This is a genomic window from Serratia sp. PL7 (assembly GCF_945957435.1).
This window is the reverse complement of sequence record NZ_CAMFLB010000001.1, coordinates 2553451-2565794: the sequence shown is the minus strand read 5'-3', so window position 1 is coordinate 2565794 and position 12344 is coordinate 2553451. Positions and strand designations below refer to the sequence as shown.

The window sequence follows — 12344 nt, the reverse complement described above, 5'->3', positions numbered from 1 at the left end:
ATCGGTCAAAAGGGCACGTTTGGCCGATCACAATTTCGCCTCGCTGGCTAAAATAACTCCGGTTTTAGCGATTTTTTTGGGTTAGAATAACCCGATATGCGGTGAAAGGCATTTGCCGCTCAATGGGCAGTTAAGCGAGGCTATCATGTTGGAATTATTGAAAAGTCTGTTATTCGCCGTGGTGATGGTGCCGGTGGTCATGGCGCTCATTCTCGGCCTGATCTACGGTTTTGGCGAAGTGTTCAACGTCTTCTCCAAAGTGGGCCGTTCGAAAGAAAACCGCACCCAGCACTGACCGTTCCCTATCCCGATACCCGTCGGCATCGCCCGGCGGGCATTCCTCAAGTTATCTCACGCTTTGCCGATAAACCGCATGACAAGCTTTCGCGCCACGTTATATTATTTTTTATATAACGAAGAGTGATAATGCACGTTAACTTGCGGAGAAAAACAATGAAACAGCAATGGACCCAATGGGTTGGCGGGATCGTGTTGGCATCGGGCCTGGTGGCTCAGGCCTCGGCGGCGGAAAAGATCACCGTGTTCGCCGCCGCGTCGCTGACCAACGCGCTGCAGGACATCGCCACCCAATATCAAAAAGGCAAGGACGTGCAGGTGGTTTCCTCCTTCGCGTCGTCTTCTACGCTGGCGCGCCAAATTGAGCAGGGCGCCCCGGCCGATCTGTTTATCTCCGCCGATCAGCAGTGGATGGATTATGCCATCGACAAGCAGCAGATGGTGAAAGACACCCGTTACACGCTGCTGGGTAACGAGCTGGTGCTGATCGCCGCCAAGAGCGATAAACAAGACAAGATCGCCATCGACAAGCAGACCGACTGGGCCAAGTTGCTCAGCGGCGGCCGCCTGGCGGTGGGCGATCCGGATCACGTGCCGGCCGGCATCTACGCCAAAGAGGCGCTGGAGCATCTGGGCGCCTGGAGCGCGCTGGAGCCGAAACTGGCGCGCGCCAACAACGTGCGCAGCGCGATGGCGCTGGTGGAGCGCGGTGAAGCGCCGCTCGGCATCGTCTACGGCTCCGACGCGGTCGCCAGCGACAAGGTGAAAGTGGTAGGCGTGTTCCCGGAAGACAGCCACAAACCTGTTGAATATCCGATGGCGATGGTGAAAGATCGTCAAAATCCGACGGTCAGCGCTTTCTATACCTATCTGAAGGGCCCGGAAGCCGCCGCTATTTTTGAACATTATGGATTCACCCCGCGTAAATGATCCTGAGTGAGTACGAGTGGCAGGCGGTTGAGCTGAGCCTGAAAGTCTCCGGTTTGGCGGTGGTCTGCAGCCTGCCGTTCGGCATTCTGATGGCCTGGGTGCTGGTGCGTTGCCGCTTTCCCGGCAAGGCGCTGCTGGACGGCGTCATTCACCTGCCCCTGGTGCTGCCCCCGGTGGTGGTCGGCTATTTGCTGCTGATCGCCATGGGGCGGCGCGGCGTCATCGGCGAGTGGCTGTACGACTGGTTCGGCTTCAGCTTCAGCTTTAGCTGGCGCGGCGCCGCGCTGGCATCGGCGGTGGTGGCGTTTCCGCTGATGGTGCGCGCCATCCGGCTGGCGCTGGAGGCGGTGGATACCCGGCTGGAGCAGGCGGCGCGCACGCTGGGCGCCAACCCGTGGCGGGTGTTTTTCACCATCACGCTGCCGCTGTCGCTGCCCGGCGTCATTGTCGGCGTGGTGCTGGCCTTTGCCCGTTCGCTGGGGGAGTTCGGCGCCACCATCACCTTTGTCTCCAACATTCCCGGTGAAACCCGCACCATTCCGCTGGCGATGTATACGCTGATCGAAACGCCGGGGGCGGAAGCCGCCGCCGCGCGTCTGTGCGTGATCGCCATCGTGCTGTCGCTGGCTTCCCTGATGGTGTCCGAATGGCTGGCCCGCTGGGGCCGCAAACGGATGGGGGTGTAAATGCTGGAGCTGGATTTCTCGCAGCAGCTGGGCGACCTTAATCTCAACGTCCGCGCCGATTTGCCGGCGCAGGGCATCACCGCGATTTTCGGCCTGTCCGGCGCGGGCAAAACTTCCCTGATCAACGCCATCGGCGGCCTGACCCGTTTGCAACAGGGGCGCATCGCGCTCAATGGCCGCACGCTGGTGGATACCGCCGCGGGCCTCTGCCTGCCGCCGGAAAAGCGCCGTATCGGCTATGTATTTCAGGATGCGCGCCTGTTCCCGCATTATCGGGTGCGCGGCAACCTGCAGTACGGCATGGCGGCCGGCATGCGCGCGCAGTTCAATACTATTGTCGAGCTGTTGGGCATCGGGCCGCTGCTCAATCGGCTGCCGCTGACGCTCTCCGGCGGTGAAAAACAGCGGGTGGCGATCGGCCGCGCGCTGCTGACCGCGCCGGAACTGCTGCTGATGGACGAACCGCTGGCCTCGCTCGATCTGCCGCGCAAACGCGAGCTGCTGCCGTATCTGGAGCGGCTGGCGCAGGACGTCAACATCCCTATCCTCTACGTCAGCCACAGCCTGGACGAGATCCTGCGTCTGGCCGAGCAGGTGATGGTGCTGGATCGCGGCGAGGTGCGCGCGTTCGGCGGGCTGGAAGCCGTCTGGGCCAGCAGCGCGCTGCGGCCGTGGCTGCAGCGTGAAGATCAGAGCAGCGTGCTGCGCGTCAGCGTGATTGAGCATCATCAACGCTATGCTATGACCGCGCTGGCGCTCGGCGATCAGCGGCTGTGGGTCAGCGGCATCGACGCCGAACTGGGCACTCAGCTGCGCATTCGCATCAATGCCGCCGACGTCTCGCTGGTGCTGCAACCGCCGGTCAACAGCAGCATTCGCAACGTTTTGCCGGCCAAGGTCAGCGAGTGTCTGGACGTGGGCGGGCAGGTGGAAGTGAAGCTGGCGGTCGGGGAACACGTGCTGTGGGCGCGGATCACGCCGTGGGCGCGAGACGAACTGGCGATCCGCCCCGGGCAGTGGCTGTACGCGCAGGTGAAGAGCGTGTCGATCAGCCGCGAGAGCCGCTAAGACAGGCCCTCCCGGCGGGAGGGCGAAAAGACTAGAGTACGCGGGTGCGGATCACCTCGGCGATGCCCGGCTGCAGGTTATCGGCGATCACCAGATCGGCGCGTTCCTTGATCGCGTCATCGGCGTTGCCCATCGCCACGCCCAAACCGACCGCTTCCAGCATGCTGATATCATTGTAGTTGTCGCCGAACGCCACCACCTGATCCATGTTCAGTCCCTGCGATTCCACCCATTGGCGCAGGCGCTTGCCTTTGCTGTTGCCGCCTTTGGCGATATCCACCTGATCGTGCCAGGACCATTCGCACGCCAACCCCAGCTCTTTTTCCACCGTGTCGGCAAACTCGCGCAGCGCCGGAATATCGGCGTGCGAGGTGGCGAATTTCCAGATCGCCTGAGCGTCGTCGGCCGCCTGCGCCAGGCTGCCGACCTGCAGCAGCGTTGGGCGCTGCGCCGCAGGCAGGGTTTCCGCCCAGGCCAGCGAACGGGTCACGTGGCCGCTCGGTTCCTGATACAGCATGGCGTCGTCAACGTACATCAGCCCGTGAATGTCGGTCTGTTTGAGCATCTGCAGCACCTGTTTGGCCTGATCTTTCGCCAGCGGATCGGCGGCCAGCACCTTTTTCTGCTGAAAATCATACAGGTAGGTGCCGTTGCAGCAGATGGCCGGCGTGTCTATCTGCAGCGCCTGGTAGAACGGATGGATGGCGACGTGATGGCGGCCGGTGACCACCACCACCTGGACGCCGGCGGCGCGCGCCTGCGCCAGCGCTTCCAGCGACTGCGGTAAGATGCGTTTTTGATTGTCCAGCAGGGTGCCGTCAAGATCGAGGGCGATGACGCGGTAGCTCATAGGGTTCTCGTTATCGTTAGCCATAAAATTAATCCGATGGTACACCGGATAGCCAACGGAGAAAACCGCGTGAACATCCGGTGCTAAGCAGGGTTGCCATGCGACGGATGTGCGGTAAGCTAGGAGCAATCGAACGGCCTGAAACCGGTTCCTCTTTTACCCTTTGCAAGGAGAACACATGAAGCAAATCGTTTATGTCGCCAGCCCGGAGAGCCAGCAGATCCACGTCTGGCAGTTGGACGACGCCGGCGCGCTGGCGCTGCTGCAAACCGTTGACGTGCCGGGCCAGGTGCAGCCGATGACCCTTCATCCGGACAAGACCCACCTGTACGTCGGCGTGCGTCCGGCGTTCGGCATCGTCAGTTACCGCATCGAGGCGGACGGCACGCTGCAGCAGGCGGGCATGGCGCCGTTGCCGGGCAGCCCGACCCATATCTCCACCGATCTGCAGGGGCGTTACCTGTTCTCCGCCTCCTACAGCGGCAACTGCGCCAGCATCAGCCCGATCGGCCACGACGGCGTGGTGACGGCGCCTATTCAGCAGATTGACGGCCTGAACGCGCCGCACTCGGCGAACATCGACCCGACCAACCAACTGGTGCTGGTGCCGTGTCTGAAAGAGGACCGCATCCGCCTGTTCAACCTGAGCCTGGCGGGCCAGCTGACGCCGCACGTGCAGGAGGCGGTGGATATCGCCGCCGGCGCCGGTCCGCGCCATATGGCATTCCACCACAACGACAAGTTCGCCTACTGTGTCAATGAGCTGAACGGCACGGTGGACGTGCTGGCCATTTCGGAAAACGGCGGCAAATACACCGTGACGCAAACACTGGATATCATGCCGGCCGACTTCGACGGCACCCGCTGGGCGGCGGACATTCATATCACGCCGAACGGCCGTTTCCTGTACACCAGCGATCGCACCGCCAGCATTCTGACCCTCTTCAGCGTTTCCGAAGACGGCGGCACGCTGAGCGTGGTCGGCTATTATCCGACCGAAACGCAGCCGCGCGGTTTCAATATCGATCACAGCGGCCGCTTCGTGATTTCGTCCGGCCAGAAGTCCGATCACATCGCGGTGCATGAAATTGACCAGGCCAGCGGCGAGCTGACCACGCTGGCACGTTATCCGGTGGGCAAAGGCCCGATGTGGGTCAGCGTGCTGGCGAAGTAATTCGGCGGTCAGACGAGTATGGAAAAAGCGCGGTTCGGTTGAGCCGCGCTTTTTTATGGGTGGGAGATCAGTTGAACATCACTGTCAGCGTGGCGCTGCCGAGGCTGTGGAAATGCACGTTAAAGCCCACCAGCGCGCCGCTGGAACCTTCATCCACCTCAATGCTTTCTACGTCCAGCGCATGCACGGTGAACTGATAGCGGTGGCTTTCGCCATTCGGCGGCGCTGCGCCGCCGTAACCGGCTGAGCCGAAGTCGGTACGGGTTTGCAGCGCGGCGCTCGGCAGCGGCGCTTTACCGGAGCCTGCGCCCTGCGGCAGCTCACGCACGTCGGCCGGAATATTGGCCACCACCCAGTGCCACCAGCCAGAGCCGGTCGGGGCATCGGGATCGTACAGGGTGACGACGAAGCTCTTGGTGCCGGCGGGCACGCCGTCCCAGGCCAGGTGCGGCGACAGGTTATCGCCGTGGTAGCCCATGCCGTTGAAGACCTGCGTCTGCGGCATTGTGCCGCCGTCCTGCAGATCGTTGCTGTACAAACGAAAAGCCATAATGACTCCCAGTTGTCGATAAACGCGGACCCTTAAGCTAGATCTTTTCGGTGGAACAATACAACCCCTTGCGCCAACGGCGGACGGTTGATCTCGACGGTGACATGCACCAGTTCGGGATGCGTGGCCAACAGTTGGCGCACCCGATCGGCGGTGAGGGCGCGATCGGCGCTGCTCAGGGCGAGGACGCAATGATATTTTCCTTTGCCGATGCGGCCTACATGCAGATCGGTCAGCGTGAGCGCGTGGCCGGAAGCGGCCAGGGCCTGGCGGATGTCTTGCGCCACGGGGGCGTCCATTTCGGCATCCAGCAAAATCTTTCCGCTATCGCGCATCAGGCTATAGGCCCAGGCGGCCACCATCGCCGCACCGACGATGCCCATCAGCGGATCGAGCCAGGCGGCGCCCCAAAGCTTACCGCCGAACAGCGCGATGAGCGCCAGTACCGAGGTGGCGGCGTCGGCGAGCACGTGAACATAGGCGGAACGCAGGTTGAGGTCATGATGAGTGTCGTCGTGGTCATCCCCGTGATGATGATGATGGCCGCCACAGCGCAACAGCCAGGCGCAGAGCAGGTTGACGGCCAGCCCGATCGCGCCGATGGCGATGGCTTCGTTGTAATGAATCGGGCTGGGATTCAGCAGCCGCTGCCCAGACTGAAACAGCATCAGCGCCGCCACCAGCACCAACAACACCGCGCTGGTGTAACCGGCCAGCACTTCGATCTTCCAGGTGCCGAGGCTAAAGCGGCGATCCTTGGCCAGCCGGCGTGCGGCGCCGTAAGCCAGCACTGACAGGCCCAGCGCCAGCGCGTGTGAACTCATGTGCCAGCCGTCGGCCAGCAGCGCCATCGAGTTAAACAGCCAGCCGCCGGCGATCTCGATAGCCATCATACTGGCGGTGAGTATCACCGCCCATCTGGTGTTTCTTTCGGCCAATGGGTTACCATCGTCAAAAACGTGGCTGTGTTCGCGGTGCAAAACGGGCGCGTGAGACGTCATGGTGAAGTTCCTCAGCAAAAGATAGTGTGCTGAAATATACTATACCCCAGTATAGTAAATAACAATCAGGCGGAAATGATGAGCCATACCCACAGAGATCAAAAGAAGCTGTTGGCGCGGGTGCGCCGCATTAAAGGGCAGGCCGAAGCGCTGGAACGCGCGCTGGAGAGCGGCGGCGAATGTTCGGCTGTTCTGCAGCAGATCGCGGCGGTGCGCGGCGCGGTCAACGGTTTGATGGCGCAGGTGCTGGAAGGGCATGTGCGCGAACATCTGGCTGCCGCGGACGCTACGCCACATCAGCGCGAGCAGGACATCGAGCAATTGATGACCGTTTTACGTTCTTATATGAAGTAATCATGATTTCACTGAAAAAACGCACGCCGTGGTTCGGCTGGCTGCGCCGTTGGGCCAAAGGCATCAAGCGCGATATTTACGCGCTGTGGCTGGCCGCCCGTGATAAGCGCACCCCGTGGTACGCCAAGCTGATCGCGCTGCTGGTGGCCGGCTATGCGATCTCGCCGATCGATCTGATCCCGGATTTTATTCCGGTGTTGGGCTATCTGGACGATGTGATCATCGTGCCGTTGGGCATCATGCTGGCGGTTCGCCTGATCCCCAAGCCGCTGATGGCCGAGCTGCGCGAGAAGGCGCAAAAACGCGTCGACAACCCCACCGGCCGCATGGCGGCGGCGATGATCATTTTACTCTGGCTGCTGTGTCTGGGGTTGCTGGCCCGCTATCTGGACCAGCATTGGTAAGGCATTAACGCGCGGCGGCGGCCACGGCGGCGGTCAGGCGGCTGAGCTGTTCCGCTTCGATGATGTAAGGCGGCATCAGGTAAATCAGCTTGCCGAACGGCCGGATCCATACCCCGCGCTCGACGAACCCGCGCTGCAGCTCGGCGACATTCACCGGTTCGCGCATTTCCACCACGCCAATCGCCCCCAGCACCCGCACGTCCGCCACCTTCGGCAGCGCCGCCAACGGCAGCAGTTCCTGTTTCAGCTGGGCTTCGATGGCGCTCACCTGCGCCTGCCAGCGATTTTCCGCCAGCAGCGCCATGCTGGCGTCCGCCACCGCGCAGGCCAACGGATTGCCCATAAAGGTCGGGCCGTGCATAAAACAGCCGGCCGCGCCGTTGCTGATGGTCTCCGCCACATGGCGGGTGGTCAGGGTGGCGGACAGGGTCATGTAACCGCCGGTCAGCGCCTTGCCCAGGCAGAGAATGTCCGGCACCACCTGCGCGTGCTCGCAGGCGAACAGCTTGCCGGTGCGGCCGAAGCCGGTGGCGATCTCGTCGGCGATCAGTAGCACCCGATGGCGATCGCACAGCTCGCGCACCCGCTTGAGGTAGGTTGGGTGGTAGATGCGCATGCCGCCGGCGCCTTGCACCACCGGTTCCAGGATCACCGCCGCCACTTCACCGGCGTGCTGCTCCAGCAGCGCGGCGAACGGTGCAATATCTTCTTCACGCCATTCTTCGTCGAAGCGGCACTGCGGCGCGGTCGCGAACAGGTGCGGCGCCAGATAGCCCTGATAGAGGCTGTGCATCGAGTTGTCCGGATCGCAGACCGACATCGCGCCGAAGGTATCGCCGTGATAGCCGTGGCGCAGCGTCAGGATGCGCTGCCGGCGCTCGCCGCGCGCCTGCCAGTACTGCAGCGCCATCTTCAACGACACTTCCACCGCCACCGAACCGGAGTCCGCCAGGAACACGCACTGCAGCGCCTCTGGCGTCATTTCCACCAGCCGACGGCACAACGAGATGGCGGACGGATGGGTAATACCGCCGAACATCACGTGTGACATCTTCTCCAACTGCTGGCTGGCGGCCTGATTCAGGTGCGGATGGTTGTAACCGTGGATCGCCGCCCACCAGGAGGACATGCCGTCCACCAGACGCCGGCCGTCCGCCAGCTGCAGTTCGACGCCGCTGGCCGATTCGATCGGGTAACAGGGTAACGGGCGGCTCATGGAGGTGTAGGGGTGCCAGATATGACGTTGGTCAAACGCCAGGTCGGAAGCGGTCACAGACATACTTGTAAACCAAATTGAATTAAGATTGGTTGACAGTATATCCACAATATTTAAACTGGCGACACTTTTTCGTTTTGGAGACGCCATGATGGCCGACCGCATTCACTGGACAGTAGGGCAAGCCCAGGCCCTGTTTGATAAACCGCTGCTGGAACTGCTGTTCGAAGCGCAAACCGTACACCGCCAGCACTTCGACCCGCGTCAGGTGCAGGTCAGCACGCTGCTGTCGATCAAGACCGGCGCTTGCCCGGAAGACTGTAAATACTGCCCGCAGAGCTCACGCTACAAGACCGGCCTGGAGTCGGAGCGGTTGATGCAGGTCGAGCAGGTGCTGGAATCGGCACGCAAGGCCAAAGCGAACGGCTCGACCCGTTTTTGCATGGGCGCGGCGTGGAAGAACCCACACGAGCGCGATATGCCTTATCTGCAGCAGATGGTGCAGGGCGTGAAAGCGATGGGCATGGAAACCTGCATGACGCTGGGCACGCTGGACGGCACTCAGGCCGAACGGCTGGCGGAAGCCGGGCTGGATTATTACAACCATAACCTCGACACCTCGCCGGAGTTCTACGGCAGCATCATCACTACCCGCAGCTACCAGGAACGCCTGGATACGCTCGACAAGGTGCGCGACGCCGGCATCAAAGTGTGCTCCGGCGGCATCGTCGGGCTGGGGGAAACGGTGCGCGATCGCGCCGGGCTGCTGGTGCAGCTGGCTAACCTGCCGAAACCGCCGGAGAGCGTGCCGATCAACATGTTGGTGAAGGTAAAAGGCACGCCGCTGGCGGATAACGACGACGTCGATCCGTTCGATTTCATCCGCACCATCGCGGTAGCGCGCATCATGATGCCGTCCTCTTATGTCCGCCTTTCCGCCGGCCGTGAACAGATGAACGAACAGACGCAGGCGATGTGCTTTATGGCCGGCGCCAACTCGATCTTCTACGGTTGCAAGCTGCTGACCACGCCGAACCCGGAAGAAGACAAGGATCTGCAGCTGTTCCGCAAGCTGGGGCTGAACCCGCAGCAGACCGCCACCGAACATGGCGACAACCAGCAACAGCAGGTGCTGGCTAAGCAGCTGCTGAACGCCGATACCGCCGAGTTTTACAACGCGGCGCTGTGATGAGCTGGCAACAACGTATCGAACAGGCGCTGGCAGAACGGCGTCTCAACGCCGCCTACCGTCGGCGACAGACCACCGAGGGCGGCAACGGCCGCCAGATCCGGCTCGGCGATCGTCTCTATCTGAACTTCTCGGGCAACGACTACCTGGGGCTGAGCCAGGATACGCGGGTGATCGCCGCCTGGCAGCAGGGCGCGCAGCGTTACGGCGTCGGCAGCGGCGGGTCGGGCCACGTCACCGGCTTTAGCGTGGCGCATCAGGCGCTGGAAGAGCAACTGGCGGCGTGGCTCGGCTATCCGCGCGCGCTGCTGTTCATCTCCGGCTATGCCGCCAATCAGGCGGTGCTGGCGGCGTTGATGCAGAAGGGCGATCGCATTTTGGCCGATCGCCTCAGCCACGCCTCGCTGCTGGAGGCGGCGGCGCAGTCGCCGGCCGAGCTGCGCCGGTTCCAGCACAATCAGCCGCAGGCCTTGGCGGATCTGCTGGCCAAACCCTGCGACGGGCAGCGGCTGGCGGTGACCGAAGGGGTGTTCAGCATGGACGGCGACGGCGCACCGTTGGCGGAGCTGCATCGCTTAACCCGCGCGGCGGGCGCCTGGCTGATGGTGGACGATGCCCACGGCGTCGGCGTGCGCGGTGAGCAAGGCCGCGGCAGCTGCTGGCAGCAGGGCGTGCGCCCTGAACTGCTGGTGGCGACCTTCGGCAAGGCGTTCGGCGTCAGCGGCGCGGCAGTGCTGTGCGATGAGGCGACCGCCGAGTATCTGCTGCAGTTCGCCCGCCATCTAATCTACAGCACCGCAATGCCGCCGGCGCAAGCCTGCGCGCTGCAGGCGGCGCTGGCCTGCATTCGCGAGGGCGATGAACTGCGTGCCCGGCTGCAGGACAACATTCGGCGTTTCCGTCAGGGCGCGGCGCCGCTGGCGCTGACCCTGACGGATTCCGACACCGCCATCCAGCCGCTGCTGGTGGGGGATAATCAGCGCGCGCTCGATCTGGCGACCCGCCTGCGCGAGTGCGGACTGTGGGTGAGCGCCATTCGCCCGCCGACGGTGCCGCCGGGCGGCGCGCGGCTACGCATTACCCTGACGGCGGCGCATCAGCCGCAGGATATCGATCGCCTGCTGGAGGTGCTGAATGACGTCAGCCAATGACACGGTGAACAAACAGGCGGTCGCCTCGGCCTTCAGCCGCGCGGCCGGCAGCTACGACGCCGCCGCCGCGCTGCAGCGTGATGTTGGCGAGCGCTTACTGGGGATGGGGAGTCCCCATCCGGGCGAGCAGCTGCTGGATGCCGGCTGCGGCACCGGCTATTTCAGCCGCCTGTGGCGCGAGCGCGGCAAGCAGGTGACCGCGCTCGATTTGGCGCCGGGCATGCTGGAGGTCGCCCGCCAACGGCAGGCGGCGCACCATTATCTGCTGGGCGATATCGAACAGGTACCGCTGCCCGATGCGGCGATGGACATCTGTTTCAGCAGCCTGGTGGTGCAGTGGTGCAGCGATCTGCCCGCCGCGCTGGCGGAGCTGTATCGCGTGACCCGCCCCGGCGGCGTGATCCTGTTTTCCACGTTGGCGGCGGGATCGCTGCAGGAATTGGGGGACGCCTGGCAACAGGTGGACGGCGAGCGCCACGTGAACGCCTTCCTGCCGCTGGCGCAGATCCGCGCCGCCTGTGCTGAATACCGGCACGAGCTGGTCACGGAGTTACGCACCCTGAACTACCCGGACGTGATGACGCTGATGCGCTCGCTCAAGGGCATCGGGGCGACGCATTTGCATCAGGGGCGCGAGGGCGGCCTGATGTCGCGAGGCCGTCTCGCCGCGTTGCAGGCGGCTTACCCGTGCCGGCAGGGGCAGTTCCCCCTCAGCTATCATCTGGCTTATGGAGTGATTTATCGTGATTAAACGTTGGTTCGTGACCGGCACCGACACCGAGGTGGGGAAGACCGTTGCCAGCAGCGCCTTGTTGCAGGCCGCCAACCGGGCGGGCTACCGCAGTGCCGGCTATAAGCCGGTGGCCTCCGGCAGCGAGATGACCGCCGAGGGGCTGCGCAACGGCGACGCGCTGGCGCTGCAAGCCAACAGCGGCGTGGCGCTCCGTTACGACGAAGTGAATCCTTACGTTTTTGCCGAACCGACCTCGCCGCATATCGTCAGCGCCGATGAAGGTCGGCCGATCGACGCGGCGCGGCTGTCCGACGGCCTGCGCCGGCTGGAGCAGCGCGCCGACTGGGTGCTGGTCGAAGGCGCCGGCGGGTGGTTTACCCCGCTGTCGGCGGAGTACACCTTCGCCGACTGGGTGCAGCAGGAACAATTGCCGGTGATCCTGGTGGTGGGCATTAAACTGGGCTGCATCAACCACGCAGTGCTGACGGCGCAGGCGGTGCAACAGGCGGGGTTGACGCTGGCCGGTTGGATCGCCAACGACGTGGCGCCCCCGGGGCGGCGGCATCAGGAATACCTGGCCACGCTGCGCCGCATGCTGCCCGCGCCGCTGCTGGGTGAAATACCACACCTGCCGCAGGCCGAACGGGCGCCGCTGGGGGAGTATCTGGATATCAGCCTGCTGACGCAGTGAGAGGTTCTGGCTGATTGGTAACAACGCCGGGTTTTATGGCCCGGCGTTGG

15 protein-coding genes are annotated in these 12344 nt (G+C 63.3%); 11 read left to right on the top strand and 4 right to left on the bottom strand.

The genetic code is table 11. The features are described from left to right. The first annotated feature begins 145 nt into the window (after positions 1 to 145). The 4 genes from N6G83_RS12455 to modC all read left to right on the top strand — a co-directional run bounded on the left by N6G83_RS12455 (position 146) and on the right by modC (position 2981). On the top strand, positions 146 to 295 hold the full coding sequence (locus tag N6G83_RS12455) for an AcrZ family multidrug efflux pump-associated protein (RefSeq protein ID WP_004939813.1): 150 nt from the start codon (positions 146 to 148) through the stop codon (positions 293 to 295). Between the two features lie 158 nt (positions 296 to 453). Beyond that, positions 454 to 1227, top strand: coding sequence for a molybdate ABC transporter substrate-binding protein (gene modA, locus N6G83_RS12450; RefSeq protein WP_060447615.1), 774 nt, complete (start codon positions 454 to 456; stop codon positions 1225 to 1227). Continuing rightward, complete coding sequence (modB, locus tag N6G83_RS12445) at positions 1224 to 1913, top strand: molybdate ABC transporter permease subunit (protein WP_015377003.1); 690 nt, start codon at positions 1224 to 1226, stop codon at positions 1911 to 1913. The genes modA and modB overlap by 4 nt, the downstream gene beginning before the upstream one ends. Further along, positions 1914 to 2981 carry a molybdenum ABC transporter ATP-binding protein ModC gene (gene modC / locus N6G83_RS12440; protein WP_043136662.1) on the top strand — a complete coding sequence of 356 codons (1068 nt, stop codon included), beginning with the start codon at positions 1914 to 1916 and terminating at the stop codon, positions 2979 to 2981. It begins immediately after the preceding gene. A gap of 31 nt (positions 2982 to 3012) precedes the next feature. Here the strand turns inward: modC and N6G83_RS12435 are convergent, their stop codons facing one another. Further along, positions 3013 to 3831 carry a pyridoxal phosphatase gene (locus N6G83_RS12435; RefSeq protein ID WP_043137190.1) on the bottom strand — a complete coding sequence of 273 codons (819 nt, stop codon included), beginning with the start codon at positions 3829 to 3831 and terminating at the stop codon, positions 3013 to 3015. Positions 3832 to 4009: 178 nt separating this feature from the next. Here N6G83_RS12435 and pgl point away from each other — a divergent pair, with 178 nt between their 5' ends. Then, positions 4010 to 5005, top strand: coding sequence for a 6-phosphogluconolactonase (pgl, locus tag N6G83_RS12430; RefSeq protein WP_025301912.1), 996 nt, complete (start codon positions 4010 to 4012; stop codon positions 5003 to 5005). Between the two features lie 67 nt (positions 5006 to 5072). Here the strand turns inward: pgl and N6G83_RS12425 are convergent, their stop codons facing one another. Both N6G83_RS12425 and dmeF read right to left on the bottom strand, forming a co-directional pair. Next, entirely contained in the window at positions 5073 to 5555 is a 483-nt protein-coding gene (locus N6G83_RS12425) for a kinase inhibitor (protein WP_025301913.1), read from the bottom strand. A 32-nt stretch (positions 5556 to 5587) separates the two neighbouring features. Continuing rightward, complete coding sequence (dmeF, locus tag N6G83_RS12420; protein ID WP_260515416.1) at positions 5588 to 6556, bottom strand: CDF family Co(II)/Ni(II) efflux transporter DmeF; 969 nt, start codon at positions 6554 to 6556, stop codon at positions 5588 to 5590. Positions 6557 to 6634: 78 nt separating this feature from the next. Between dmeF and N6G83_RS12415 the strand changes: the two genes are divergently transcribed. Then, positions 6635 to 6910 (top strand): metal/formaldehyde-sensitive transcriptional repressor, encoded by a 276-nt coding sequence (locus tag N6G83_RS12415; RefSeq protein WP_043136668.1) that lies wholly within the window; start codon positions 6635 to 6637, stop codon positions 6908 to 6910. A gap of 2 nt (positions 6911 to 6912) precedes the next feature. After that, a complete protein-coding gene (locus N6G83_RS12410) occupies positions 6913 to 7314 on the top strand; it encodes a YkvA family protein (RefSeq protein WP_025301916.1) in 402 nt (133 codons plus the stop codon). Between the two features lie 4 nt (positions 7315 to 7318). On the opposite strand, the gene bioA is transcribed toward N6G83_RS12410, so the two are convergent. Continuing rightward, positions 7319 to 8593 carry an adenosylmethionine--8-amino-7-oxononanoate transaminase gene (gene bioA, locus N6G83_RS12405; RefSeq protein WP_049208971.1) on the bottom strand — a complete coding sequence of 425 codons (1275 nt, stop codon included), beginning with the start codon at positions 8591 to 8593 and terminating at the stop codon, positions 7319 to 7321. An 88-nt stretch (positions 8594 to 8681) separates the two neighbouring features. Between bioA and bioB the strand changes: the two genes are divergently transcribed. From bioB to bioD, 4 genes are read left to right on the top strand one after another with little or no spacing between them, the layout of a single operon-like run. After that, the gene (bioB, locus tag N6G83_RS12400; protein ID WP_025301918.1) at positions 8682 to 9719 is read left to right on the top strand and encodes a biotin synthase BioB; all 1038 of its coding nucleotides are present in this window, start codon (positions 8682 to 8684) and stop codon (positions 9717 to 9719) included. Next, on the top strand, positions 9719 to 10870 hold the full coding sequence (gene bioF / locus N6G83_RS12395) for an 8-amino-7-oxononanoate synthase (RefSeq protein ID WP_142590701.1): 1152 nt from the start codon (positions 9719 to 9721) through the stop codon (positions 10868 to 10870). The genes bioB and bioF overlap by 1 nt, the downstream gene beginning before the upstream one ends. Continuing rightward, the gene (bioC, locus tag N6G83_RS12390; RefSeq protein WP_049208970.1) at positions 10854 to 11621 is read left to right on the top strand and encodes a malonyl-ACP O-methyltransferase BioC; all 768 of its coding nucleotides are present in this window, start codon (positions 10854 to 10856) and stop codon (positions 11619 to 11621) included. Before bioF ends, bioC begins: the two co-directional genes overlap by 17 nt. Next, positions 11614 to 12294, top strand: coding sequence for a dethiobiotin synthase (gene bioD / locus N6G83_RS12385; RefSeq protein ID WP_164099927.1), 681 nt, complete (start codon positions 11614 to 11616; stop codon positions 12292 to 12294). The genes bioC and bioD overlap by 8 nt, the downstream gene beginning before the upstream one ends. The last annotated feature ends 50 nt before the right edge of the window (positions 12295 to 12344 follow it).